This is a genomic window from Ponticaulis profundi (assembly GCF_042659465.1).
GTDB classification, from domain to species: Bacteria; Pseudomonadota; Alphaproteobacteria; order Caulobacterales; family Hyphomonadaceae; genus Ponticaulis; species Ponticaulis profundi.
This window is the reverse complement of sequence record NZ_JBHSSW010000014.1, coordinates 13,035-37,035: the sequence shown is the minus strand read 5'-3', so window position 1 is coordinate 37,035 and position 24,001 is coordinate 13,035. Positions and strand designations below refer to the sequence as shown.

The 24,001-nt window shown below is 53.8% G+C and carries 23 protein-coding genes and 2 tRNA genes; 18 read left to right on the top strand and 7 right to left on the bottom strand.

Going from position 1 to position 24,001, the window contains the following annotated elements:
* The first annotated feature begins 31 nt into the window (after window positions 1–31).
* Both ACFQDM_RS11980 and gmd read left to right on the top strand, forming a co-directional pair.
* The gene (locus ACFQDM_RS11980) at window positions 32–2,173 is read left to right on the top strand and encodes a sodium-translocating pyrophosphatase (protein ID WP_377379397.1); all 2,142 of its coding nucleotides are present in this window, start codon (window positions 32–34) and stop codon (window positions 2,171–2,173) included.
* 135 nt (window positions 2,174–2,308) lie between these two features.
* On the top strand, window positions 2,309–3,382 hold the full coding sequence (gene gmd / locus ACFQDM_RS11975; RefSeq protein ID WP_377379349.1) for a GDP-mannose 4,6-dehydratase: 1,074 nt from the start codon (window positions 2,309–2,311) through the stop codon (window positions 3,380–3,382).
* Between the two features lie 5 nt (window positions 3,383–3,387).
* On the opposite strand, the gene ACFQDM_RS11970 is transcribed toward gmd, so the two are convergent.
* Entirely contained in the window at window positions 3,388–3,855 is a 468-nt protein-coding gene (locus ACFQDM_RS11970) for an outer membrane protein assembly factor BamE (RefSeq protein WP_377379347.1), read from the bottom strand.
* Between the two features lie 108 nt (window positions 3,856–3,963).
* Here ACFQDM_RS11970 and ACFQDM_RS11965 point away from each other — a divergent pair, with 108 nt between their 5' ends.
* The 6 genes from ACFQDM_RS11965 to ACFQDM_RS11940 all read left to right on the top strand — a co-directional run bounded on the left by ACFQDM_RS11965 (window position 3,964) and on the right by ACFQDM_RS11940 (window position 7,594).
* Complete coding sequence (locus ACFQDM_RS11965) at window positions 3,964–4,470, top strand: ubiquinol-cytochrome C chaperone family protein (protein ID WP_377379345.1); 507 nt, start codon at window positions 3,964–3,966, stop codon at window positions 4,468–4,470.
* Window positions 4,471–4,546: 76 nt separating this feature from the next.
* Window positions 4,547–5,602 carry a phosphate acyltransferase PlsX gene (gene plsX, locus ACFQDM_RS11960; RefSeq protein ID WP_377379343.1) on the top strand — a complete coding sequence of 352 codons (1,056 nt, stop codon included), beginning with the start codon at window positions 4,547–4,549 and terminating at the stop codon, window positions 5,600–5,602.
* The gene (locus ACFQDM_RS11955) at window positions 5,599–6,570 is read left to right on the top strand and encodes a beta-ketoacyl-ACP synthase III (RefSeq protein ID WP_377379341.1); all 972 of its coding nucleotides are present in this window, start codon (window positions 5,599–5,601) and stop codon (window positions 6,568–6,570) included. Before plsX ends, ACFQDM_RS11955 begins: the two co-directional genes overlap by 4 nt.
* A gap of 53 nt (window positions 6,571–6,623) precedes the next feature.
* Window positions 6,624–6,929: an integration host factor subunit alpha gene (locus ACFQDM_RS11950; protein ID WP_377379339.1), complete on the top strand. Its 306-nt coding sequence runs from the start codon at window positions 6,624–6,626 to the stop codon at window positions 6,927–6,929.
* Between the two features lie 10 nt (window positions 6,930–6,939).
* Window positions 6,940–7,458: a MerR family transcriptional regulator gene (locus tag ACFQDM_RS11945; protein ID WP_377379338.1), complete on the top strand. Its 519-nt coding sequence runs from the start codon at window positions 6,940–6,942 to the stop codon at window positions 7,456–7,458.
* 58 nt (window positions 7,459–7,516) lie between these two features.
* A tRNA-Pro gene (locus ACFQDM_RS11940) sits at window positions 7,517–7,594 on the top strand.
* A gap of 18 nt (window positions 7,595–7,612) precedes the next feature.
* Here the strand turns inward: ACFQDM_RS11940 and ACFQDM_RS11935 are convergent.
* Window positions 7,613–9,721 carry an AsmA family protein gene (locus ACFQDM_RS11935; RefSeq protein WP_377379336.1) on the bottom strand — a complete coding sequence of 703 codons (2,109 nt, stop codon included), beginning with the start codon at window positions 9,719–9,721 and terminating at the stop codon, window positions 7,613–7,615.
* Between the two features lie 169 nt (window positions 9,722–9,890).
* Between ACFQDM_RS11935 and ACFQDM_RS11930 the strand changes: the two genes are divergently transcribed.
* Window positions 9,891–9,967: transfer RNA gene (locus tag ACFQDM_RS11930), tRNA-Asp, on the top strand.
* Window positions 9,968–10,110: 143 nt separating this feature from the next.
* Here the strand turns inward: ACFQDM_RS11930 and ACFQDM_RS11925 are convergent.
* The 4 genes from ACFQDM_RS11925 to ACFQDM_RS11910 all read right to left on the bottom strand — a co-directional run bounded on the left by ACFQDM_RS11925 (window position 10,111) and on the right by ACFQDM_RS11910 (window position 12,970).
* Window positions 10,111–10,362, bottom strand: a complete 252-nt coding sequence (locus ACFQDM_RS11925) for a hypothetical protein (protein WP_377379334.1) — start codon at window positions 10,360–10,362, stop codon at window positions 10,111–10,113.
* 169 nt (window positions 10,363–10,531) lie between these two features.
* Entirely contained in the window at window positions 10,532–11,275 is a 744-nt protein-coding gene (locus ACFQDM_RS11920; RefSeq protein ID WP_377379332.1) for an SDR family NAD(P)-dependent oxidoreductase, read from the bottom strand.
* 61 nt (window positions 11,276–11,336) lie between these two features.
* On the bottom strand, window positions 11,337–12,128 hold the full coding sequence (locus ACFQDM_RS11915; protein WP_377379330.1) for an NUDIX hydrolase: 792 nt from the start codon (window positions 12,126–12,128) through the stop codon (window positions 11,337–11,339).
* A gap of 47 nt (window positions 12,129–12,175) precedes the next feature.
* Window positions 12,176–12,970 carry an enoyl-CoA hydratase-related protein gene (locus ACFQDM_RS11910; protein WP_377379328.1) on the bottom strand — a complete coding sequence of 265 codons (795 nt, stop codon included), beginning with the start codon at window positions 12,968–12,970 and terminating at the stop codon, window positions 12,176–12,178.
* A 249-nt stretch (window positions 12,971–13,219) separates the two neighbouring features.
* Between ACFQDM_RS11910 and ACFQDM_RS11905 the strand changes: the two genes are divergently transcribed.
* Window positions 13,220–14,185, top strand: coding sequence for an alpha/beta hydrolase (locus ACFQDM_RS11905; RefSeq protein ID WP_377379326.1), 966 nt, complete (start codon window positions 13,220–13,222; stop codon window positions 14,183–14,185).
* A gap of 3 nt (window positions 14,186–14,188) precedes the next feature.
* Here the strand turns inward: ACFQDM_RS11905 and ACFQDM_RS11900 are convergent, their stop codons facing one another.
* Complete coding sequence (locus ACFQDM_RS11900) at window positions 14,189–15,055, bottom strand: alpha/beta fold hydrolase (protein WP_377379395.1); 867 nt, start codon at window positions 15,053–15,055, stop codon at window positions 14,189–14,191.
* A gap of 229 nt (window positions 15,056–15,284) precedes the next feature.
* Here ACFQDM_RS11900 and tig point away from each other — a divergent pair, with 229 nt between their 5' ends.
* From tig to rplA, 8 genes are all read left to right on the top strand, one after another.
* Window positions 15,285–16,637 carry a trigger factor gene (gene tig / locus ACFQDM_RS11895; protein ID WP_377379324.1) on the top strand — a complete coding sequence of 451 codons (1,353 nt, stop codon included), beginning with the start codon at window positions 15,285–15,287 and terminating at the stop codon, window positions 16,635–16,637.
* A gap of 237 nt (window positions 16,638–16,874) precedes the next feature.
* The gene (locus ACFQDM_RS11890; RefSeq protein ID WP_377379322.1) at window positions 16,875–17,495 is read left to right on the top strand and encodes an ATP-dependent Clp protease proteolytic subunit; all 621 of its coding nucleotides are present in this window, start codon (window positions 16,875–16,877) and stop codon (window positions 17,493–17,495) included.
* Window positions 17,496–17,690: 195 nt separating this feature from the next.
* Window positions 17,691–18,959, top strand: a complete 1,269-nt coding sequence (gene clpX, locus ACFQDM_RS11885) for an ATP-dependent Clp protease ATP-binding subunit ClpX (protein WP_377379320.1) — start codon at window positions 17,691–17,693, stop codon at window positions 18,957–18,959.
* A gap of 153 nt (window positions 18,960–19,112) precedes the next feature.
* Window positions 19,113–21,521 (top strand): endopeptidase La, encoded by a 2,409-nt coding sequence (gene lon, locus ACFQDM_RS11880; protein WP_377379318.1) that lies wholly within the window; start codon window positions 19,113–19,115, stop codon window positions 21,519–21,521.
* Between the two features lie 176 nt (window positions 21,522–21,697).
* Window positions 21,698–21,910 carry a preprotein translocase subunit SecE gene (gene secE / locus ACFQDM_RS11875; protein ID WP_377379316.1) on the top strand — a complete coding sequence of 71 codons (213 nt, stop codon included), beginning with the start codon at window positions 21,698–21,700 and terminating at the stop codon, window positions 21,908–21,910.
* Window positions 21,911–21,923: 13 nt separating this feature from the next.
* Window positions 21,924–22,475, top strand: coding sequence for a transcription termination/antitermination protein NusG (gene nusG / locus ACFQDM_RS11870; protein ID WP_377379315.1), 552 nt, complete (start codon window positions 21,924–21,926; stop codon window positions 22,473–22,475).
* Window positions 22,476–22,675: 200 nt separating this feature from the next.
* The gene (rplK, locus tag ACFQDM_RS11865; protein WP_377379313.1) at window positions 22,676–23,104 is read left to right on the top strand and encodes a 50S ribosomal protein L11; all 429 of its coding nucleotides are present in this window, start codon (window positions 22,676–22,678) and stop codon (window positions 23,102–23,104) included.
* A 3-nt stretch (window positions 23,105–23,107) separates the two neighbouring features.
* Window positions 23,108–23,806, top strand: coding sequence for a 50S ribosomal protein L1 (gene rplA, locus ACFQDM_RS11860; protein WP_377379311.1), 699 nt, complete (start codon window positions 23,108–23,110; stop codon window positions 23,804–23,806).
* Window positions 23,807–24,001: the final 195 nt, after the last annotated feature.

The following is a 24,001-nucleotide window of genomic DNA, read 5'->3' as shown; positions in this document are numbered from 1 at the left end:
CAAAAAATAAAATAAGGGGCATCAAATGGATATGATCATTGTCCTTGTTGCAGTCGCGGCCATTGCCGCCATCATTTTCGGTTTTATTCAAAGTCGCGCCATTGCGTCCGCTTCGCCTGGCAATGAGCGAATGCAGGAAATCGCGCGGGCGATTCAAGAGGGCGCGGATGCGTATTTGCGTCGCCAATACACAACCATTGCTATTGTCGGGGTTCTGATCGCCATCGCGATCCTGATTGCTTTCAAATTCAACATAGTCATTGTTGCAGGCTTTCTGATTGGAGCCATTCTGTCTGGCGCTGCGGGCTTTGTCGGTATGAAAGTCTCGGTTCAGGCCAATGTTCGGACAACAGAAGCATCCAGAACCGGTGGGCTCGGTGCCGGGCTCAATATGGCGTTCAAATCCGGCGCTGTGACAGGCCTTCTGGTCGTCGGTCTCGCATTGCTCGGAACGGTCGGTTACTACGCAGTTCTGACCGGTCCGTTGGGCTTCGCCACCACAGACCGGACGGTCATAGACGGGCTCGTGTCGCTTGGATTCGGAGCGTCTCTGATTTCCATTTTCGCGCGCTTGGGCGGCGGCATTTTCACGAAAGGTGCCGACGTCGGAGGCGATATGGTCGGAAAGGTCGAAGCAGGTATTCCAGAAGACGATCCGCGAAATGCAGCGACGATCGCAGACAATGTTGGCGATAATGTTGGCGACTGTGCAGGTATGGCTGCAGATCTTTTCGAAACCTATGCGGTTACGCTCGTGGCGACGATGGTGCTCGCCTCCATATTCTTCTCGGCCGAGGCCGTAACGCAGATGATGACATTGCCGCTCGCGATTGGAGGGATTTGTATTATCGCTTCCATTCTTGGGACGTTTTTTGTCCGACTTGGAAAAAGCAACAATGTCATGGGCGCACTCTATAAGGGCTTTATTGCCACGGCTTTGTTTTCAGCCATGGGACTGGCCGCAACCATCTTTATTGTCATGGGGAGCTTCGAAGCGGTCGTCGTATCTGCCGCCGGTCTGGAGATTTCTGCCCTCGACCTTCTGCTTTGCGGTTTGACGGGACTGGTTGTGACGGGCCTGATCGTCTGGATCACTGAATATTACACCGGGACCGATCACCGACCAGTAAAATCCGTGGCACAAGCTTCGGTTTCAGGTCATGGCACGAACGTTATTCAGGGACTGGCGGTTTCATTGGAAGCCTGCGCCTTACCGGCGCTCGTGATTATTGCAGGCATTATTCTCACGTTTAATTTCGCGGGTCTGTTTGGCATTGCCATTGCGACGACAACGATGCTCGCACTTGCTGGCATGGTGGTTGCGCTGGATGCATTTGGACCTGTCACCGACAATGCCGGCGGCATTGCTGAAATGGCAGGGCTCGATGATAGCGTCCGAAGCACGACGGATACGCTGGATGCTGTTGGCAACACCACAAAAGCGGTGACGAAGGGGTATGCAATCGGTTCGGCTGGTCTGGGGGCTTTGGTCCTTTTCGCAGCTTACACGGAGGATCTGAAATATTTCGTCGCTCGGGCGGAAGAGGGCACGTTCTTCTATGGCGTTGTGGCCGACTTCTCGCTGTCAAACCCTTATGTGGTGGTCGGTCTGCTGTTCGGCGGTTTGTTGCCATTCCTCTTTGGCGGCATGTCAATGATGTCAGTCGGACGGGCCGCTCAGGATGTTGTTGAGGAAGTGCGTCGCCAGTTCCGGGAAATGCCCGGGCTCATGACGTTTGATCAGCGTCCGGATTACGGACGAGCCGTAGACATTCTTACGCGGGCGGCCATTCGGGAAATGATTGTGCCATCGCTGTTGCCGGTGCTGTCGCCGATCGTTCTGTTTTTTGTGATTCTCTTGATCGCGGGCAAAGCTGCAGCCTTCTCGGCAGTCGGTGCCATGTTGCTTGGGGTTATCGTTACCGGTCTCTATGTCGCGATCAGCATGACGTCTGGCGGCGGCGCCTGGGACAATGCGAAAAAGTCTTTTGAGGATGGTTTCATCGACAAAGATGGTGTGACGCATGAGAAGGGATCTGATGCGCACAAAGCTAGTGTGACGGGTGATACCGTTGGTGACCCTTACAAGGACACTTCTGGGCCGGCGGTAAATCCGATGATCAAGATCACCAATATCGTGGCACTTTTGATGCTGGCAGTGATGGCGCACTGAGCCAGTAGATATCCGAATAGAAAGCCGCAGTCCGGCAAGGCTGCGGCTTTTCAGCTTTGGTGAGTATCCGGAAATGTTTTATCACTAGGCTGACTCCCGATAACATTTCAGACGAATCAAATCGGGCAGGGTCTCATGACACGTAAAAAGGCGATGATAACCGGGGTGACGGGCCAGGATGGCGCTCACCTTGCGCGGCTTTTGCTCGACAAGGGCTATGAAGTGCATGGCGTGAAGCGCCGTTCATCCTCCTTCAATACCGAGCGAATTGACGAACTGTATGTCGATACACATGAGAGTGAGACCTGCTTTTTCATGCATTTCGGTGACATGACCGATTCAACGAACATGATCCGACTTGTTCAGACCATTCAGCCCGATGAGATTTACAATTTGGCGGCACAAAGCCACGTCGCTGTGTCCTTCGAGACGCCAGAATACACGGCGAATGCTGATGCAATCGGTCCATTGCGTTTGCTGGAAGCAATCAGACTGCTCGGTCTGACTGAGTCCATTCGATTCTATCAGGCATCGACCTCTGAGCTATTCGGCAAGGCGCAGGAAGTGCCGCAAACAGAAACAACGCCATTCTACCCGCGCTCGCCATATGGTGTGTCCAAACTGTTTGGCTACTGGGCAACGGTGAACTATCGCGAGGCTTACGGCATGTATGCCTGCAATGGCATTCTCTTCAATCATGAAGGGCCAATGCGCGGAGAAACCTTCGTAACACGCAAGATTACGCGCGCGGTGTCCGCCATTCACCACAGGCTGCAAAAGACACTTTATCTTGGCAATCTCGATGCGCAGCGAGACTGGGGTTATGCCGGTGATTATGTCGAGGGCATGTATCTCATGCTTCAACAGGAGGTGCCGGAAGATTTCGTGCTTGCGACGGGTGAGACGCATTCTGTTCGGGAGTTTGTTGAGCGGGCCTTCTCAGAAGTCGATATTGAAATCGCGTGGCGCGGTCAGGGCGTTGAAGAGGAAGGGATCAACGTTAAAACCGGTGATGTCCTGGTGAAGATCGATCCCCACTATTTCCGCCCGACCGAGGTCGATCTGTTGCTCGGAGATCCGAGCAAAGCGCGAGAGAAATTGGGCTGGAAACACAAGACCAGCTTCGAAGAGCTGGTCTCAATGATGGTTCAAAGTGATTTGAAGCAGATCAAGGTGGAAGAAACTTACCGAAAGAACATCTTCACCTGATTGGACTAATCGCGGCCGATATCACCCGGTGCGCGCGTGTCCTGAGGAAGGGCGACGCGTCCGACATTGCCAAAGATCTGCTCGAGCAAGCCAAGTTCACGGCCACGCGTTGGTGTTTCGCGTGATGCGTATTGAATCACCCGGCCTTGAGTCTCATCGTATTCGAGCACTTCTTCGACGATATCATCTTCGCCGAATCGAATCGCGACAATCGTGCGATCAACGACTTTCGGGCGATAGAAGGCAAAACGCTCACGAGTGGAGCTCATATAAATCCATGTCTCATCACCAAACACACTGCTGGTCGATGGGGAGCCGAGCGTAGTGAGTACAGAAGAGCGTGTGTCTTCGCCTGGTTTTACATCTGCTGGTGCCGCATCATCGACGACATAGCCCTGAAAATCACGGCTGGCACTTGCGCATGCAGACAAAAGCGCAGCAGAAGCGATAACAGTAAGGAATTTGCGCGCCATGTGTCCTCTCCTAGGTTGACGACTGAACTAACGGGTCAATGGTGCATTTGGCAAGCGGGGACCGCAAACATGTTGTTTTTGTCACGAATATTCGGGCGAAAAAAGCAGTTGAGACAGGCTGCTGAAAACTGGCTGTCTTCAATCATCGGCCAGTCCCGATTGCCGGTTTTCTATTCCGAGCGCGGCGTGCCTGATACACTAGATGGGCGATTCGAGCTGATGACGCTGCATGCGGTTCTTGTTCTTCGCAGGTTGCGCGACCTCGAGCCAGATGGTGCGAAGCTCAGTGAAAGACTGTTTGATCGCTTGTTTTCGAATTTTGATTACGCCCTTCGTGAAAGCGGTGTCGGCGATCTTATGGTCGGAAAGCGCATGCGTCTGTTGGGAGAAGCCTATCTGGGACGCGCCCGGGCCTATGATGAGGCTTTGCAAAAGAGCCCGGAGGCCTTAGAGGCTGCCATTCATCGTAATTTGCTGGATGAGCGGGATGGCACAATCAGCACACAACTCACTGAATATGTCCTCCATCTAGTTCAGGAACTGGACAAAACGCCGGATACGTCCTTGATGGAGGCAGATATAAACTGGCCGGATGCGACGAAGTTTTTGTCATAATCATATCATAGCCAACAGGTTACACTCTGTGATGCGCACATGTACAACGCGCCAGAATAAGTTTCGAGGATAGTCTATGTCCCCCGATGAACCCCTAGTTCTCTCCATTGATGCGATGGGTGGAGACCACGCACCGGATTCGGTGCTGGGTGGTCTGGCGCTGATCGCGAAGGATGGTTTCAATCTTCGCTTCCTGATTCACGGCGACGAGGCGAAAATTCAGCCCTGGCTAGATCAGCATCCGGACGTCAAGGCCATCACCGAGCTACGTCATACGGATAAAGCCATCGCCATGGACGCCAAGCCCAGCCAGGCTGTTCGCTCCGGTAAGAGTAGTAGCATGTGGAACACACTCGCTGCCGTAAAATCCGGTGAAGCAGCGGTTGCGGTTTCTGCGGGGAATACGGGGGCGTTGATGGCCATGTCGAAGCTGGTTCTGCGAACCGTTGAAGGTGTACACCGTCCTGCAATTGCCGCGAGCTGGCCAACGCCGCAGGGCCATTGTGTGGTTCTTGATGTCGGCGCCAATGTGGAAGCAGATGCCGAGCAACTCGTTGAGTTTGCGATCATGGGCGAGGCGTATTCGCGTGCGATTCACGACAAGGCAGCGCCATCAGTTGGACTTTTGAACATTGGTTCAGAGGAGCTGAAAGGCGTTGAGTACGTTCGTCAGGCTGCCGATCTTCTGAAGAAGGACGAGCTTGGCCTGAATTATATCGGTTTTGTCGAAGGCAATGACATTTCGATGGGCACGTCGGACGTGGTGGTTACGGACGGATACACCGGCAATATCGCACTGAAGACAGCCGAAGGTACAGCGCGCCTCGTATCCGGGTTCGTGAAGGATGCGCTGACATCGAGCCTCCTGGCTAAGCTCGGTGCCTTGCTCGCCATGAATGGCCTTAAGTCCCTGAAGACCCGCATGGACCCACGCACGGTCAATGGTGGGGTCTTTCTCGGTCTGAACGGCATTGTTCTGAAAAGTCATGGTGGCACCGATGCGACTGGGTTTGCGTCGACTTTACGGCTTGCGCGCCAGGTCGGACGAAGCCATTTTGGTGAAGACGTGACGAAAAATCTAAAGCGTTTGCGGGCACTGCAAGAAAAATCAGAAGGAATTCCCGCCCAATGAAACAAGTAATTCGGGTGACGGGCGTTGGTAGCTATCTTCCAGAAAAGATACTGACCAATGATGATCTGGGGCGCATGGTCGATACCAGCGACGAATGGATCACCTCCCGTTCGGGCATTAAACAAAGACACATTGCTGCGGAAGGTGAGTTTACATCTGACCTAGGTACGGCCGCAGCAAAGGCTGCTCTCGAAAATGCCGACATTCGTGCAGACGAGATTGATCTCATCGTGCTGGCGACCGCTACGCCGGACCAGACGTTTCCAGCCACAGCAACCACCGTTCAGCACAAGCTGGGTATGACGGGTGGCGCCGCTTTCGATGTCGCTGCGGTGTGTTCCGGCTTTATCTTTGCGCTCGCGACGGCTGATGGCCTGATGCGCAATTCCGGGTTTAAAAAAGCACTGGTGATTGGCGCGGAGACGTTTTCACGCATTCTGGACTGGTCCGACCGCGGTACCTGCGTTCTCTTCGGCGACGGTGCAGGCGCGGTGGTACTGGAAGCAGACCAAGTGGATACGGACGAGCCGATGGGGTTGATCGCACATAAGCTGCGCACCGATGGGTCTCACAACGAACTTCTGTATGTCGATGGCGGCCCGTCAACGACTCAGACAGTCGGTCATCTTCGGATGAACGGTAAACAGGTCTTCAAGCACGCCGTTACGAATATCTCTGATGCAGTTGTCGATCTGCTGGACACAGCAGGCTTCAGTCATGAGGATGTAAACTGGTTTGTTCCGCACCAGGCCAACCAGCGAATTCTCGATGGCGTGGCAAAACGACTAAAAATCGATCAATCGAGAATAATTTCAACGGTTTCCATGCATGCAAACACGTCTGCGGCCTCTGTTCCACTTGCGTTAAGTCAAGCAGTCTGTGATGGTCGTATCAAGCACGGGGACGTTGTGCTGACCGAAGCCATGGGCGGCGGTTTTGCATGGGGCGCAAATTTGTTCCGCTTGTAAGAGTTTCGTTAAGGTTTGGGGAGTGTTCTGTTAACGCTGTCAAGGAGGTGGGAGTGCAGCAAGACAAGGCCGTGACGCGTTCGGAGATTATGGATTCGATCGTTCGTGAGATTGGTTTGACCCGTCAGGACTCCGGTGAATTGCTGGAGCGAGTTCTTGAGCTGATTTCTGACGAGTTGACCGAAGGCAAAACTGTGAAGCTCGCGAGGTTCGGCAATTTTGTCGTGCGTGAGAAGCGGGCGCGCATGGGGCGCAACCCTAAGACCAAGGTTGCCGCCGAAATCTCGGCTCGCCGTGTTGTTGCATTCCGTCCATCACCTCTTTTGAAACAGCGCGTGGATACACTGACAGAAAAATAAGGACGTCCCCATGACCACCGCACGCCAGGCTTCAAGCGCGAAAAAGTCCCATCAGGCATTTCGTTCGATCGGTGAAGCGGCGAAAGATATGGAGCTTCCGACTCATGTGCTCCGTTTCTGGGAAACAAAGTTCGCAGCATTAAAACCCGTAAAGCGTCCGGATGGGCGTCGCATGTATCGTCCTGATGATATGCGTACGCTTCGTGCCATCCAAATTCTGCTGCACGAACAAGGTATGACGATCAAAGGTGCTCAGAAACTTTTGAAAAGCCAGGGCATCGACGCTGTGCTTGAGGGTGATGTACGCTTGGCATCCGTTGCAGTTCGTGAAGTCATTGATCCGTCTGAATTCACAAGCCCTGCAGCCAACCCTGTCCAGCGTTTGCAGCAGACTGTAAATGATGTGGTTGAGACAGGTGTTTTCTCCAACACAGCCTCTTCTGCCTCTGACCGACTGAGCACACTCCTTGCGGAGCTGAACTCAGTGAAATCGCGCCTCGACGCGGTTTTGGTTAAAGACGCGGCCTGAAAATTCGAATAATTCTTGAAAGCCATATAGAGGGCGATTATACCTTCGCCCTCTCTGTCGGAGCGTGGCGCAGCCCGGTTAGCGCACCGGTCTGGGGGACCGGGGGTCGGAGGTTCGAATCCTCTCGCTCCGACCAGAGATCACCCCTGACACCCTAGTTATCCCGTCCACCAAAGATGCCCCGCAGAATCTGTTCTGCAGGATCTTCCTCGGTCTGACGTTCGGCGCTGTCGTCTTCATTCTCGGGTGATGGGGATTGAGGGCGAGGATTATTTCCGCCACCAAAAATGCCGTCGATCAATCCACCGGTGTCACCGCCCAGTCGTTTGCTCAATTCATCTTTGATACGGTCCTGCGCCTGTTCTGCGGCCAACTGGCCAAGGTATTCTGTATCCAGACCGCCCTTGATGTTGCTCCAGCTGCCAGAGACGCGCAGCGGTATTCCGAACCCTTTGACGGCACCGGAGCCATCCTCTGCGGCTTTTGGAAGTGCTTTCGGGAGAATACGGATGTCGAGGGTCTGATCGTGCAGATTCACCGTACCGGTCGCATCTGCACGCAGAAGCGGGTTGAGCAATTCGAAAAGCGTGATTTCAGCAACCCCAGAATTCAGATCCCCTTCCAGGGTTAGTGACGTAAAATCCGTCTTTTCACCCGGGGAGAGCGCTGCAGGCAATTTGCCTGTTGTGAGCGCTTCCTGTGCGCTTCGGAGAAGCTGAGGCAGGTTGATGCCCAGAATGGCGCCGTCGTCGATACCAGCGGCGTATGAGCCGGAGAGGTTGCCAACAATGTCATCCATGCTGCGGCCATAACTTTTCGCATTGGCATCAATGGATGCTACGCCTTGAAGAACGTCCTGGCCGGTAAAGAATTTCACAAGCGCAGCGGCGGCAATGCCCGATCCTTCTGCGTCAAATACAAGGTAGTTCTGACCATTTTCCCGCGACTGAAGAGTGAGGTCGCTCACAAGGCTGCCTGAGTAAAGAGGGTTTAGTGCTTTTGGCGTGCCGGAACGCCCCCCTTCGGGGGCAGACGATTGCAGGCGCCCTGTAAGCTTCCCATTCTCAAGCTTGCCGGTGAAAACGACGTCCAGGATTTCTGCACGATCATTTGCAAGTCGTCCGATTTCCAGGTTCAGATCAGCGTTGATCGCACGAAGGGCGGAGAGGTCGATCGGTTCTTCACTCCAACCATCTGTCGGATCGCTGGCGTCATTTCCTTCGGTGCCTTCGGCGAGATAGGGCGTGACGATCAATTCCGGGATTGTCAGGTCCAGATCGAGATATGGCGTGGTTGTAGATAGGTCGACCCCGATGGAGCCAGTCGCTGTGATATCATCGAATGTCAGTTCATTGATGATCATACGAGTCAGGTCGCCTTCTGACGAAAGCGAAAGGTCTGCCGACAGAGCTTTGAAGGCATTGCCAGACGATGCCGGTAGCTGAATTTCAAAGATATTTGCGAGATCGCTCAGCTTATTGGTGCTGATACTCAGATTGCCAGTGGGTTGAATGCTTTGCGCAATCTCCACACCGCCGTCGAAGGAGATCTGACCATAGTCAGAATCGAGCCTCACATCTGTTTCAAACGGCATGCTCTCCATCACGCTTCTCAGTGAGCTGATATCAGCGCGGATGCGAATGGTCTCTCCATTCAAGGCAAGGCTACCATTCAGGCTGGCAGGCGCATCCATCCCGGTAAGGCTTGCTTCCATATTGATTTCGGAAATGTCGTAGACAACGCCTTCAGCATCGTTTGAGTACTTTATCCGGCTATTGCTAAGACTTGCCTTGGGGATGATGGCTTCGAAGTCTGAGCCAGAATCTGGGCCGGCTTCATTGCCAGGCCCGTTGGCATCATCTGTGTTGGGTTCAGCCGAGGTGAAGGTCCAGTTGTTCTCACCGTTCGCCAGCTCTTCGAGTAAAATTTCAGCGCCCTGGAAATCAGCTGCCGCGATTTCGACTCGCTTGGAGAAGAGGGGGATCAGCTTTACAGCGACATCCAGTTTGTCCGCCTTGGCGAAATAGGGTTCGCTGAAGCCGTCGGCATTTTCGATTCTCACGCCTTCGAGGGAAACACCCAGTTGAGGAAAGAATTTGATCTGCGGATCGCTTTCAAAGGTAACTTCCCGTCCCAGAGCATCTTCCAGCCGTGCTTCAATGACGTTCTTGTATGTAGAGGCCGGAATCAAAAACGGTAATGCGGCCAGACCAATCAAAGCGATGACCAAAACGCCCACCAACAGAAGAATTATCTTACGCATTTTTGCCCTCGCTCCACATGCTGTCGCCTTATAACACACAGCAGAAAACGATTGGACAGCCTGTTTTCGGCCATTCTGGGGCTGGCCTGAAAATAAGTGCAAATGAATTGAACTTTTATGCTTGACGCAGCCAACTCAGGAACGTAAACAGCCGCTTCCCAAGTGGTGAGCGGGTGTAGCTCAGTTGGTTAGAGTACCGGCCTGTCACGCCGGGGGTCGCGGGTTCGAGCCCCGTCACTCGCGCCACTTGGGACTAATTTTTTTCTGGCCTTGCGGCCAAAACTTCCAAGAAAATCAAGTTGTTCAGTTCTGCGGGTTTTTCCTCGCAGGCCCAACACAAAAAAAAACGCGCCCCGAAGGACGCGCTTTCTGCGACAGCAAAATGTTGATTAACGTGAGTTAGAAGCGGCGCGCTGGCCTGTTGCATCTTTCATGAAGTCGCGTGTTTCACGGTCCATGATATCCCATTCTTCCTGGGTGCCGCAAACCTCGGTAAATTTCACGCGAGAGCCTGTCTCATAATCGCGACGACAGATGATTTCATCTCCGTTTTCATCCTCACCTTTCGTGGTGCCGATTTTGGTTGATGGCGCGCTTGCAACCTGCTGAGGACCGGTTGACGGTGTCGTGCACGCGGACATGGCGATGCAAGCGCCCGAAATGCCTAAAACTAAAAATAGGTTTCGCATAATTCCCTCCATTGCCAGCTGAATGAAATGGCTCTGCTATTAGTCGTCAACCAAAATAACGTCCAGGCACGCGAAATTAGATGGAAATGCCATCTGTCGCATTTCCATCAATTTGCGGGCGCTATTGGCTCCCGCCGTCGACGCGGATCAGGGAGCCCGTTGCGAAGCTTGATGAATCGCTTGCCAGGTAGAGCGCAGCAGAGACAATTTCCTCTGGCTTTCCCGGGCGCCCCAGAGCGTTGGGGGCGGACTGCCGCATATCTTCGCTCCACGCCTTGGAGATATCGGTCAGGAATGGACCTGCTGCGATACAGTTCACTCGTACCTTTGGGCCGTACTCGTGTGCCAACGACACCGTCATAGCGTTGAGTGCAGCCTTGGCTGAGCCGTAGGGTACGACCTCAGGAAGCGGATTCAGGCTGCCCGTTGACGAGATATTGATAATGCTGCCGCCACCTGATTGGCTCATACGATGACCGACCTGCGCGGCCAGATAAAAAGGACCCTTGAAGTTCAGGTTCAGAACGCTGTCAAAAAGCTGTTCATTGACCTCATGGCTCGGAACGCGCGGTCCCATGCCGGCATTGTTGACGAGAATATCGATTTTACCGAATGCGTCATAGCTCGCCTCGATGAGCTTATCGAGATCGTCCCATTTTCCGCAGTGTGCTGCAACGGCAAGCGCTTTTCGGCCAAGCTTTCGGACTTCTTCTGCAACTTCCTCACAAGCCTCAAGCTTTCGGCTCGCAATGATGACGTCAGCGCCGCGCTCTGCAAATGCCTTGACCATCTGGTAGCCGAGCCCCCGGCTGCCTCCGGTAACGAGCGCAGTTTTACCGCTCAGATCGAATAACGGGTCACTCATTGGATCCTCCCTCAGGATGTTTTTCGTCGATTGTCTTCGCTCTGTGGGCGAAGTTGTGTGCTTACTTAAAAACTTTTCGTGGCTTCGTCATGCGAGCTGCCGTCATAGCGACGTTTCCGAAGGGTGTTCCGGCAGGGACGGCGACATAGGGCACACCATCGCGCATTTCCGTCACGGGGATGACCGGCGTAATCGTGCGATTGCGCGCATCGGTTATCGCGCCTTCGACTGTGTCTGACCTGACAAGAAGCTGCAGGTTGCCGAGTGTGGGCAAAAGCAAGTCGATGTCTTCGCGCTCGTGACGTGCAAGCAGGTCGTGTGGGCACTGCCAGGTCAGGTGAGTTGTTTCGACACCATCGGAAATACCGCGATGGGAGCCGGCGAAATGCACGAGAAAGAAATGCGTGTCATAGCGTTTTGGGGCACCCGGTGGGGTGATCCAGTTGGAAAAGGGCGTGACCGCATCAAGGTCGAGCGTCAGTCCTTGGGACTGTACCAGCGCCTTGAAAGCGCCCGCCTCATTGCTGGGCGTGGTTGGTGGGCAGGTCTCGTCCTCGTCACACAGCAAAATGCCTGTCTCTTCCCAGACTTCTCTTATGGCGGAGATGCGAAGGCTGCGCGCTTTCGGATCAAGCGGCTCTGAATGGGATAGCAAATGCTCCCAGGAGGCAGCGGAATCTTCCTGCTCCAGCATACCGCCGGGAAAGACGAGCGCATTTGCGAACATACCACTGTTGGAGCGTTGTACCATCAGAACTTCGAGGCGAGGCTCTGAACGTACAACAATCACAGTCGCGGCCGGTTTGATCGGCGCGGCTGGCCTGGACGCTGGTGTTGGATCGTTTGTCTTCATAAGGGTAACAAAGAGGCCGCCCCGAAAGGCGGCCTGCTTCCACTAAACTATCGCCCAACCCATTTCGGAGCGCGCTTCTCCAGGAATGCGCGTGGGCCTTCTTTGGCATCTTCGCTTGCGAAGACGATTTTGGATTTTTCGGCAGACAGCTTGCGAAGGTCGGCATCCGTCATCTCTTGCGCGAGACGAGCGACGTTCAGGCTTTCGCGAACTGACATAGGCGCGTTGACGGAGATTTCCTGTGCGAGCTTTTTCGCTGCGTCCATTGTTTCTGCCAGTGGCACAACACGGTTCACGAGGCCGAGCGCATAAGCGCGATCAACACCGAGCGGATCCCCCGTCGCGACGAGTTCAAGCGCGATGTGGCGTGGAATCGCGCGCACAAGGCGGTGAACGCCACCCGCGCCAGCGAACAGGCCTCGCTTCACTTCTGGTAGACCGAAGCGGGAATCGTCAGATGCAACAATCATATCGCAAGCAAGTGACAGCTCGCAGCCACCAGCAAGCGCGTTGCCGCGAACCGCTGCAATCCATGGCTTGGATTTCTTGGCGTCTACGAAACCGGCGAATCCGCCATCCTTCGTGCCGAGCAGGTGACCATTGCCTTTGGAAATTTCACCAAGGTCAGCGCCCGCGCAGAACGTTGATTCCAGCGAAGATGTCAGGATCGCGACGCGAACGTCGTCGTTCGACTCAACATCTTTCACAATCCAGTCGAGCGCCTGAGCAACAGCTGGGCTTACAGCATTTCTTTTGTCTGGGCGGTTCAGCGTGACCACAGCGATATAATCGCTGACTTCATACAAAACTTCTTTGCCTACACCCTCTGGTTTGTCTGACATCTGGGCTCCCTTTCCCTTTTCTAAACTTCGTACCGAATTCGGCCGTGTCATGTGTCTGTCGCTGAATTTTGGTGCACTCTGACCGTGTGGTGCAGGCTGCCAAAACTGCGAACTGACACAGTGTTTGCGATGTAATTTTCACGATGGCAAGCTGCCCTTGGGGCAAGCCAAACACAGCCTTTTGCGCTTGATCAGGTGCGTTTTTCCAGAAAGTCTTCCACGAACAGAATAAAACGTGGGAGGAGCGGTATGAGCCGCAAATATGATTACCTTGTTCCCGATTCTCTGAGGGAGATTTTTGAGGCAACGGATGGACCGCCGATCACGGTAGAGACCCTGCCAAAGCGACGTACTGCTATGGCCGAACTTTTTGCCAGTCTGGCGCCGCCAGCTAAGCCAGCGCGGACGATCCAGGTTCCCACAGGCGACGAGGGACGAACGGTCGAGCTGAGAGTGCTGGAGCCAGAATCCAGAAAGACTGACGGTGCCATATATGCGATTCATGGTGGCGGTTATGTGGTTGGGACCGCCGAGATGATGGACAATCTCAATCAACAGCTGGCGAACAATATTGGTTGTGTTGTGATTGCCGTCGATTACCGACTGGCGCCAGAAACACCGTTTCCGGGGCCCTTGCAGGACTGTTTCGATGGCTTTCAATATGTGGCTGAGAATGCAGATGCGCTTGGCATAAATGCCGCCAAACTCATTATTGAGGGTGAAAGTGCAGGCGGTGGTCTCGCCGCAGCACTTTGCCTGATGTGCCGGGACAGGAAGGCACACGAAGCGGTGGGGCAGGCGCTGGTATATCCAATGCTGGATCATCGAACGGCCACGCCAGATGATCCGGACCCGAATCCAACTGTTGCTCACTATTCCTGGTCACGCGAAAACAATGTTTTCGGTTGGTCTGCGATGCGGGGAGGTTACCAGCTCGATGATGCGCGAATCGGACACTTCTCGCCTGCGCGTGCCGCGGACCTCTCCGGTTTGCCGCCCGCGTTCATCGGAACCGGGGCGCTCGATCTGTTCCTAAATGAGGATATCGACTATGCGCGGCGGCTCTCTATTGCCGGTGTCCCGGTGGAGTTGCACGTCTACCCTGGCGGACCGCATGGCTTCCAGCGCATCAGCGATTTGCCTGCGGCTCGCGGGTTTCGGAGGGATCATCTGAACGCGATGCGGAGCTGGCTCGGAATCGAGCCAGATATCTGATGTTCAGAGGAAATCCTGCATCTCCTGCATGAATCTCTCAAACTGGTCGTGATGTAACCAGTGACCAGCATTTTCATACGATTTGACGGTCGCATTCTTAAAGTGGCGGATGCGACCGTCCTCTGCAGGGTTAGAGGCCCAGCTGTCCTTACCGTACAATAGAAGCGTCGGGCACGTGATGCGCCCCCACAACAGCTCGATATCCGCTTGCTGCATATCGAATGGCGGCCAGACGCGGAAATAATTATCGAATTTCCATGAATAAGTGCCGTCTTCATTCTGGGCGATGCCATGAATTGTTAGATGACGAGCCTGCTCATCGTTAAGATAGCTGTTTTCTTCCTTCATGCGTTTGTACGCATCTTCAAGAGTTGGGTATTTACGTGGTGTGCGTCCAGCGGCAGCGCGCTTGTCGTCAATCCACTTGCGTGCGCGCTCGTCGATGGGCACGGAAAGACGTTCCTCTAATGCCTTTGGTGATGGGCCGAGCCCTTCTATCGAAACGACTTTTCGAACGTTTTCGGGATAAAGCCCTGTGTAACGTAGTGAGATATTGCCGCCATAGGAGTGTGCAACGATCGTTACCGGGGCCAGTTTCTTCTGATGAATGAGTTGCGCCAGATCATAGACGCACGCGTCGGGCGTGTAGTGTCCGTCCGTTGACCATTCACTATCACCGTGTCCTCGTAGATCCGGCGCTATGACATGCCAGTCTTTACTCAGTTTTTCCGCGACCCAGTCCCAGCTGCGGCAATGGTCTCGCCCGCCGTGCAAAAGGATAAGGGGAGGGGCTGTCGGATTACCCCAGTCTACGTAATGCAGACGCATACGCTGGGAGTAAAAGCTATGAGACGTTGGTCCTGTGATCATGCTCATTTGTTTGTGCAATCTGATTCAACTTGTCCATAGGCAATTGTCTAAACGCCTGTTTCCTTCTATCAGGCGGCGAAGAAGGACAATTTCCTTCCAATCAGTCACGTGCAGGCCGTGGACACCTGCTTTTCCATGTGACATACACCGCCGCTGATTTAGACGTTGACAGGGACCGTCCCAGTCAGCGATCTCCTGATGATTTGACGCAATAGGCCGAATGTCGGCCATGAAGGAACACCCGATGGACGTCACAGAAACCAAGACCGAAGGCTTAAGTCGCTCTTTTTCGATCCGTGTAGCTGCCAGCGCGCTTGCGGAGAAACTTGAAGCGAAGATTGAAGAAATCCGTCCGCAAATGCAATTGAAGGGCTTCCGCCCTGGCAAAGTGCCTGCTTCTCACGTGAAGCGCATGTACGGCAAGTCCATCATGGGCGACATCATTCAGGAAGTCGTGACCCAAACGAGCCAGGAGGCGCTGGACGAGCGTTCTCTGCGTCCTGCTCAGCAACCAGATATCAAAGTCGATACTGACATTGAAAAAGTCGCTTCCGGTGACGACGACCTTATCTACACGATGGATGTGGAAGTCATGCCGGAATTCGAGCCAGCTGACGTCAGCGAACTCGAGCTTGAGCGCCCGACTGCGCCTGTCAGCGATGAGCAGGTTGACGAAGCGGTTCAGCGCCTTGCTGACAACAACAAGAAATACGACGCAAAAGCCGAAGATGCGAAAGCTGAAGACGGCGATGCGGTTGTGATCGATTTCGTCGGTAAGATCGACGGCGAAGCTTTTGAGGGTGGTTCTGCAGAAGGCCAGGCTGTTGTGATCGGCGAAGGTCGCTTCATCCCGGGTTTCGAAGAGCAGCTCCTTGGCGTGAAAGCCGGCGATGAAACTGAGCTGAACGTGAAATTCCCGGATGACTATCCATCCGAGAACCTGAAGGGTAAAGACGCCGTCTTCGAAGTGAAGGTTCAGGAAGTTCGCGCGCCTGCGACGCCTGATGTTGATGACGAGTTCGCTCAGAACTTCGGTCTCGAAGATCTGGAAGCCCTGAAAAAGGTTGTTCGCGAGCAGATCGAGAACGAGCACAAAAGTCTCACAAGAAACAAAGTGAAGCGCTCGCTTCTCGATAAACTGGACGAGCTTCACAGCTTCGACCTGCCTCCAGGCATGGTTGACGCCGAGTTCAATCAGATCTGGGCTCAGTTTGAGCGCGAGAAAGAAGCTGGCCGCCTTGACGACGAAGACAAGGATAAGTCTGAAGACGAACTCAAGGAAGAGTATCGCAAGATTTCAGAACGCCGCGTCCGTCTTGGTCTGGTGCTCGCAGAAATCGGTCGTGACGCAAATGTCGTTGTGACGGAAGAAGAAGTGGCTCGTGCCCTCAACCAGGAAGCTTCAAACTATCCTGGCCAGGAACGTCAGATCATCGAGTTCTACCAACGTACACCAGGCGCAATGGCTCAGCTTCGTGCGCCGATCTTCGAGGAAAAGGTCGTCGACTACATCCTCGAACGTGCGAAAGTTACGGACGTTGAAACGACACGCGAAGAACTTGAAGCTGAACCAGAGATGTAAGCTTCGACGCTTCGTCGACTAAAAAGAGGGGCGAAATCGGCCAGACGGCAGATTTCGCCTTTTTTATGTGAAACTGAGACAGGTCCTTTTAATCTTCTGCCAATCATGCTCTGAAATTGTGGAACACATTCCACAGCAGGATTGCTGAAAGTTTGAACGCGTCACTTGCACAAACCGAAATCCTGCTCAGATATAGAGATCACCAGATCAGAAATGATAACGGGAAAGACAAAAGAGATGCTAAAGTCGGCTGAAACCGGTCTGATTATCAATCCGACGATTTACGATCAAAGCAGCCGGGGCACTCTCGGATACGATATTTTCTCTCGGCTTTTGAAAGAGCGGATCGTCTTCATCGCAGGGCCGATTGATGACTCGCTGGCAACCACTGTCATCGCGCAGCTGCTGTTCCTTGAGTCCGAGAATCCGAAAAAAGAGATTTCGATCTATATCAACTCTCCGGGCGGCATCGTGTCGTCAGGTCTCGCGATTTATGACACCCTGCAATACATCCGTTCACCAATCACGACGGTGTGTATTGGACAGGCGGCGAGCATGGGTTCTCTGCTGCTTGCTGCTGGTGACAAAGGTTCACGCATTGCGCTGCCGAATGCGCGCGTCATGGTACACCAGCCGTCGGGCGGGTATAGCGGTGTCGCTTCGGACATTGAGCGCCATGCTGAGGAAATCATCGAACTGAAGCGTCGCCTCAACGATATTTACGTGAAGCATACCGGTCAGCCTTATGAGAAGATCGAGAAGACACTTGATCGTGATTCCTTCATGACGGCTGAAGAAGCTAAGGAATTCGGAATCGTCGACAAAGTGTTTGAGCGTCGCGAAGGTGAAGACGCTTAATCGGCGTGAATTAACGGCAGGAAGCCGCATTCTGCGGCCGAGTGCCAGACAAATTGGCTTGCGAGGCTTAATGCCTTATGCTGGTTTAAATGTCTGAGGGAACTACTCGTAAACCCTCTTGCGCTTAGAACAGTTGCCTGAACAGGCGGTAAGCCAGATAGAACGAAGTGCGGAGCCAGGCTCCTTGAGGTCTTGATGAACAAACCACCCCAGTCGACCGATAGCAAAAATACGTTGTATTGTTCTTTCTGTGGAAAGAGCCAGCATGAAGTGAAAAAGCTGATTGCCGGGCCGACAGTGTTTATCTGCGATGAGTGCGTTGAACTCTGCATGGACATCATCCGTGAAGAGAACAAGACGGCCATGGTTCGCTCTCGAGAGGGCGTGCCGACACCACAGGAAATCTGCGATGTTCTCGATGACTATGTCATCGGCCAGGAACATGCCAAGCGGGTTCTGTCTGTGGCGGTGCATAACCACTACAAACGTCTTGCACACAGCTCTAAAAGTCCTGACGTCGAGCTGGCGAAATCCAACATTCTGCTCGTCGGTCCAACCGGTTGCGGCAAAACGCTTCTCGCGCAAACGCTGGCGCGCATTCTCGATGTGCCGTTCACAATGGCTGACGCAACGACGCTGACGGAAGCAGGTTATGTCGGTGAAGACGTTGAGAATATTGTTCTGAAGCTGCTTCAGTCTGCCGATTACAATGTCGAACGTGCACAGCGCGGTATCGTTTACATCGATGAGATCGACAAGATCAGTCGCAAGTCTGACAATCCATCCATAACACGTGACGTGTCGGGTGAGGGCGTTCAGCAGGCGCTCCTCAAGATTATGGAAGGCACGGTTGCATCTGTTCCACCTCAGGGCGGCCGTAAGCATCCGCAGCAGGAATTCCTGCAAGTTGATACAACCAATATCCTCTTCATCTGCGGCGGCGCGTTCGCTGGCCTCGATAAGCTGATTTCAAACCGTGGCGAAGGGTCATCGATTGGCTTTGGCGCAACCGTCAAAGGTCCGGATGACCGTCGTACCGGCGCGATTCTGCGTGAAGTCGAGCCAGAAGATCTGCAGCGCTTCGGCCTGATCCCTGAGTTCATTGGCCGTCTGCCTGTCATCGCAACGCTGGAAGATCTGGACGAAGATGCGCTGGTCACGATCCTGACCGGGCCGAAAAACGCTCTGGTCAAGCAGTATCAGCGTTTGTTCGAGATGGAAGACGTACAGCTTACCTTCCGCGAAGACGCGCTCATGGCTATCGCCAAGCGTGCGATTGAGCGTAAAACAGGTGCGCGTGGTCTGCGTTCGATCATGGAGGGCATCCTGCTGGATACGATGTTCGAGCTGCCGAACCTGCACGGCGTGGAAGAAGTCGTGGTCAATGCTGAGAGTGTGGAAAAGGGCGCAGCGCCTCTTTATGTCCACTCTAAGCGCGAACCTGATCAAGGCGAAGCATCCTAAAGACTTATGCAGTCTGCTCACGGAAGTTTCTGCTGAGGGTGCTTGAACCCTCTCAGTCCGAGTTCCACATTAAACGGTGAAAGCGAGTCGGCTGGCCTCCCGATAAACGGGAAAGGTGCCGCCGGCTCAGTATTGTTCAAGCCGGAGAAAACCATGGCACAAACAAAAAAACTGCCGGTTCTGCCTCTGCGAGATATCGTGGTGTTCCCAAGCATGGTGGCGCCACTATTCGTGGGGCGTGACAAATCCGTTCGGGCGCTTGATGTCGTTGAAGATGGCGAAAATGAAATCATGCTCATCGCTCAGCGCGATGCGACCATTGATGAGCCTACTGCCGAAGACGTCTATCCCGTTGGTACGGTGGCGACCATCCTGCAGCTCCTGAAGCTCCCTGACGGTACCGTAAAAGTCCTCGTCGAGGGTAAAGAGCGGGCTCGCCTGCAAGCGCTTCACGACCGCGGAGAATATTTCGAAGCAGACGTCGAAACTATCGAAGAAGACGATACCAATGACTCAGATGCGGCATCTCTGTCGCGTGCGGTCATTGAGCAATTCGAAGGCTATGTGAAACTGAACCGCAAGATTCCGCCGGAAGCGGTCTCTACTGTCTCGGAGATCACGGAGCCAGGTCGTCTTGCCGATTCTGTTGCGGCTCAGCTCTCTATCAAGCTTTCTGACAAACAATCTCTGCTCGAGATTGAGAATGTCGGGGAGCGCCTGGAGCGTGTCTACGCTTTGATGGAAGGTGAGATCGGGATGCTCCAGATGGAGCGGAAGATTAAAAACCGCGTCAAACGTCAGATGGAAAAAACCCAGCGCGAATACTATCTGAATGAGCAAATGAAGGCCATTCAGAAGGAGCTCGGCGACCAGGATGATGGCGGCGATGAGCTGGCAGAACTTGAGCAGAAAATCGCTGAGAAACCGCTGAGCGAAGAAGCGCGTGCGAAAGCGGACGCTGAGCTGAAGAAGCTGCGCCAGATGAGCCCTATGTCGGCAGAATCGACCGTGGTTCGTAACTATCTCGACTGGATCCTTGCACTCCCTTGGGGTGAGCAAAAAGAGATCGATACGAATCTTCAGAAAGCGGAAGATACGCTCGAGGAAGACCATTACGGTCTTGAGAAGGTCAAGGAACGCATCCTTGAATATCTCGCAGTTCAGACGCGTACCAATAAGGTGAAAGGTCCGATCCTTTGTCTCGTTGGCCCACCGGGTGTCGGTAAGACGTCGCTTGGTCGTTCGATCGCGGAAGCGACGGGTCGCGAATTTGTTCGCGTTTCCCTGGGCGGCGTACGTGATGAAGCGGAGATCCGCGGCCACCGTCGTACCTATATTGGATCGATGCCAGGCCGGATCATTCAGTCTCTGAAAAAAGCCAAGTCGAGCAATCCGCTCTTCCTGCTGGATGAGATCGACAAGCTCGGTATGGACTATCGCGGCGACCCGGCGTCTGCACTTCTTGAAGTGCTGGACCCTGAGCAGAACTCGACCTTCAATGACCATTATCTGGAAGTCGACTACGACCTTTCCGATATCATGTTCGTGACAACAGCGAACTCGCTCAACATGCCTCAGCCTTTGCTGGACCGGATGGAGATCATTCGGATCGCTGGTTATACAGAGGACGAGAAACTGGAAATCGCGAAGCGTCACCTGCTTCCGAAGATCGCAGAGAATCATGGCTTGAAGGATGGGGAGTGGATCGTATCTGACTCAGCCATTCGCGATGAGATTCGCTACTACACACGGGAAGCCGGTGTTCGGAATCTTGAGCGGGAGCTGTCTAAGCTCGCACGCAAAGCGGTTCGTCAGATTGCGCAGAATGATGTGAAATCAGTTCATATAACGCCTGAAAATCTGGACGATTATGCGGGTGTTCGTCAGTTCCGTTATGGGCTTGCTGACAAGGAAGATCAGATTGGCGCGGTCACAGGTCTCGCCTGGACAGAGAGCGGCGGAGATCTCTTGACGATTGAAGCTGTTCAGATGCCAGGACGTGGTCGTATGACTGTGACGGGTAATCTGCGCGATGTGATGAAAGAATCCATCTCGGCAGCCAACAGTCTGGTTCGAGCACGGGCGGTTTCGCTCGGTATTCGTCCTGACGTCTTCAATTCGACCGATATTCACGTTCACGTGCCGGAGGGGGCAACACCGAAAGACGGCCCGTCTGCAGGCATCGCCATGACAACGGCCATTGTGTCGCTGCTGACCAACAATCCAATCTCCAAGGATGTTGCGATGACAGGTGAGGTGACCTTGCGTGGCCGCGTATTGCCGATCGGTGGTCTGAAGGAGAAACTACTTGCTGCGTTGCGCGGTGGTATCCGGACCGTTCTGATCCCGCAGGAGAATGAGAAGGACCTTGCTGACATTCCTGACAATGTGAAGGAGGGGCTCAAGATCATTCCAGTGAGCGAGATCAATGAAGTCCTGGCACATGCGCTGAAGCGATCTCTGCAGGAGATTGAATGGAGCGAAGCCGACCAGGCTGCGCTACAGGCTAGTCTCTCGGGGCAGCCGCAAAGCTCGGGTTCACAGGGGACGCTTCCGCACTGAACTGAAAACTGGAACGCATTTACGCCGGCAGGGCTTTTCACCTGCCGGCGTATTTGTTGAAATGGATCGAACATTGTGGAGTTTATGCGTGACGTTGCAATCGAACATTTTTCATGGACGTTTGCTTAAGAATAAGCTAGTCACCCCAACTTCGCAGAAAAAGAGAAGCTGAGCTGATGTCGGAGAAGAAACCGCGTACAGGACCGATGACGTTCCTGAAACAGGTACGCGCCGAAGGAAACAAAGTCACCTGGACGACCCGCCAGGAAACCGTGGCAGCGACCATCATGGTTTTGATCATGGTTGTGATTGCGGCAGCATTCCTTTTCGCAGTCGACAGCATCTGGTCGATCCTGATCCCGATGATTACCGGCGCAAGTTCAAGCTAGGAGATTGGCTGGAATGAGCCAGAAGACACTGAAAGCACGCTGGTACATCGTGCACGCATATTCAAACTTCGAAAAGAAGGTTGCCGCGTCCATTCGTGAGCAAGCGCGGATCAATGATCTCGAAGACCTGATCGAACAGATCGAAGTTCCAACTGAGGAAGTTGTTGAAGTCGTTCGCGGCCGCAAGCGGACGCGCGAACAGCGCTACTTCCCAGGTTATGTTCTGATGAAAGCGGTTCTGACAGATGATATCTATCACATCGTCAAGAACACGCCGAAGGTAACGGGCTTTCTCGGAGCAGAGGGGGGCAAGAAGCCTCTGCCGGTTTCCGAGCGTGAAGTTCAGCGTATCCTTGGTGAAGCTGAAGAGGCGCATGAGCGTCCGCGTCCAACGATCAGCTTTGAAGTTGGTGAGCAGGTCCGCGTCAACGACGGTCCTTTCCAGTCTTTCGAAGGTTCGGTCGAGGAAGTCGACGAAGACAATGGTCGCCTGAAAGTTATGGTGTCGATCTTCGGACGTGCGACACCGGTAGATCTGGAATACGGTCAGGTCGACAAGGTCTGATCCTTGCAGAAAGCAGAATCGAAGAGGGCGCATCAGGCGCCCTTTTTTGTTGTTGCGGTGTGGGGTTGAACTCTTTGGGGCTTTCCTGTAATAGCCGCAGCTTCGTGTGGGAGCTGGCCCGTAAGTCCATGGGTTAAGTGCACCACGCGGTCCCAATCCGGTCGTTTCAATGATGGTCGGCAAGTTAAATCGAGGGAAGTATGGCTAAGAAACTTCTGGGGCAGCTCAAGCTCCAAATTCCGGCCGGCTCAGCAGCTCCGTCACCGCCAGTCGGTCCGGCGCTCGGTCAGCGCGGTATCAACATCATGGAATTCTGTAAGGCCTTCAACGCGAAGACCGCTCAGATGGAAAAAGGTCTGCCGATTCCAGTCGTCATCGACTATTATCAGGACAAGTCCTTTACCTTCGTCACAAAGACGCCTCCAGCTTCTATCCTTCTCATGAAGGCGGCTGGTCTGAAAAAAGGTTCTCAGAAGCCTGCTTTCGAAAAAGCTGGTACGGTGACCATGGCGCAATGCCGTGAGATCGCTGAAGTGAAAATGGCTGACCTGAACGCAAACGACCTCGATGCGGCTGCTCGCATCATCGCTGGTTCTGCGCGCTCTATGGGTCTTGAGGTAACGGAGTAAACCATGGCTGGAAAACGTATGGCCGCGGCGCTTCAAACCGTAGACCGCAATAAGGCTTATTCTGTTCGTGAGGCTGTCGAGCTTGTTCAGTCTAACGCAAAAGCGAAATTCGACGAAACGATCGATATTTCCGTTAATCTCGGTGTAGACCCGAAATATGCTGACCAGATGGTCCGCGGCGTCTGCAACCTGCCAGCTGGCACGGGTCGCACGATCCGCGTTGCTGTCTTTGCTCGCGATGCGAAAGCGGAAGAAGCAAAAGAAGCGGGTGCTGATATCGTTGGCGCTGAAGATCTCATGGAAGAGATCCAGGGCGGCAAGATGGATTTCGACCGCGTCATCGCGACACCAGACATGATGTCTGTTGTTGGTCGTCTTGGTAAGGTTCTGGGTCCACGCGGCCTGATGCCAAACCCAAAGGTTGGCACGGTTACGCCGAACGTTGCTCAGGCTGTTAAAGATGCCAAAGGCGGCGCAGTCGAGTTCCGTGTTGAGAAGGCTGGCATTGTCCACGCGGGCGTTGGTAAGGCGAGCTTCTCGAGCGACGACCTCGAAACAAACATCAATGCTTTCGTATCTGCTATCGTGAAGGCGAAGCCTTCTGGCGCGAAAGGCACGTATGTCAAAAAGATCTCCCTGTCCTCTACAATGGGGCCGGGCGTTCTGATTGATGCATCCCAGGCTATTGCAGCAACGCAATAAACGCGCTATGGGACGCGACTCTGGTTGGTGAATCATGTGGTTCGCCAACTGGAACCTGTCCGAGACCATAGGTCGGGAAACCGGTAAGTCCTATGATAGACGGGGAGAGGCAGAATTGAATCCTTGGAATCATTCCTTGCGTTTCGGTCTCTGCATGATCCCTGGGCAGGCGCACTTTAGGTAACTGAAGTGCAG

What these genes read in the sequence shown, in the direction of transcription:
- ACFQDM_RS11980 (WP_377379397.1), top strand. Translation starts at nt 32, where the DNA reads ATGATCATTGTCCTTGTTGCAGTCGCGGCCATTGCCGCCATCATTTTC.
- gmd (WP_377379349.1), top strand. Translation starts at nt 2,309, where the DNA reads ATGACACGTAAAAAGGCGATGATAACCGGGGTGACGGGCCAGGATGGC.
- ACFQDM_RS11970 (WP_377379347.1), bottom strand. Translation starts at nt 3,855, where the DNA reads ATGGCGCGCAAATTCCTTACTGTTATCGCTTCTGCTGCGCTTTTGTCT.
- plsX (WP_377379343.1), top strand. Translation starts at nt 4,547, where the DNA reads ATGTCCCCCGATGAACCCCTAGTTCTCTCCATTGATGCGATGGGTGGA.
- ACFQDM_RS11955 (WP_377379341.1), top strand. Translation starts at nt 5,599, where the DNA reads ATGAAACAAGTAATTCGGGTGACGGGCGTTGGTAGCTATCTTCCAGAA.
- ACFQDM_RS11945 (WP_377379338.1), top strand. Translation starts at nt 6,940, where the DNA reads ATGACCACCGCACGCCAGGCTTCAAGCGCGAAAAAGTCCCATCAGGCA.
- ACFQDM_RS11935 (WP_377379336.1), bottom strand. Translation starts at nt 9,721, where the DNA reads ATGCGTAAGATAATTCTTCTGTTGGTGGGCGTTTTGGTCATCGCTTTG.
- ACFQDM_RS11925 (WP_377379334.1), bottom strand. Translation starts at nt 10,362, where the DNA reads ATGTCCGCGTGCACGACACCGTCAACCGGTCCTCAGCAGGTTGCAAGC.
- ACFQDM_RS11920 (WP_377379332.1), bottom strand. Translation starts at nt 11,275, where the DNA reads ATGAGTGACCCGTTATTCGATCTGAGCGGTAAAACTGCGCTCGTTACC.
- ACFQDM_RS11915 (WP_377379330.1), bottom strand. Translation starts at nt 12,128, where the DNA reads ATGAAGACAAACGATCCAACACCAGCGTCCAGGCCAGCCGCGCCGATC.
- ACFQDM_RS11910 (WP_377379328.1), bottom strand. Translation starts at nt 12,970, where the DNA reads ATGTCAGACAAACCAGAGGGTGTAGGCAAAGAAGTTTTGTATGAAGTC.
- ACFQDM_RS11905 (WP_377379326.1), top strand. Translation starts at nt 13,220, where the DNA reads ATGAGCCGCAAATATGATTACCTTGTTCCCGATTCTCTGAGGGAGATT.
- ACFQDM_RS11900 (WP_377379395.1), bottom strand. Translation starts at nt 15,055, where the DNA reads ATGATCACAGGACCAACGTCTCATAGCTTTTACTCCCAGCGTATGCGT.
- tig (WP_377379324.1), top strand. Translation starts at nt 15,285, where the DNA reads ATGAAGGAACACCCGATGGACGTCACAGAAACCAAGACCGAAGGCTTA.
- ACFQDM_RS11890 (WP_377379322.1), top strand. Translation starts at nt 16,875, where the DNA reads ATGCTAAAGTCGGCTGAAACCGGTCTGATTATCAATCCGACGATTTAC.
- clpX (WP_377379320.1), top strand. Translation starts at nt 17,691, where the DNA reads ATGAACAAACCACCCCAGTCGACCGATAGCAAAAATACGTTGTATTGT.
- lon (WP_377379318.1), top strand. Translation starts at nt 19,113, where the DNA reads ATGGCACAAACAAAAAAACTGCCGGTTCTGCCTCTGCGAGATATCGTG.
- secE (WP_377379316.1), top strand. Translation starts at nt 21,698, where the DNA reads ATGTCGGAGAAGAAACCGCGTACAGGACCGATGACGTTCCTGAAACAG.
- nusG (WP_377379315.1), top strand. Translation starts at nt 21,924, where the DNA reads ATGAGCCAGAAGACACTGAAAGCACGCTGGTACATCGTGCACGCATAT.
- rplK (WP_377379313.1), top strand. Translation starts at nt 22,676, where the DNA reads ATGGCTAAGAAACTTCTGGGGCAGCTCAAGCTCCAAATTCCGGCCGGC.
- rplA (WP_377379311.1), top strand. Translation starts at nt 23,108, where the DNA reads ATGGCTGGAAAACGTATGGCCGCGGCGCTTCAAACCGTAGACCGCAAT.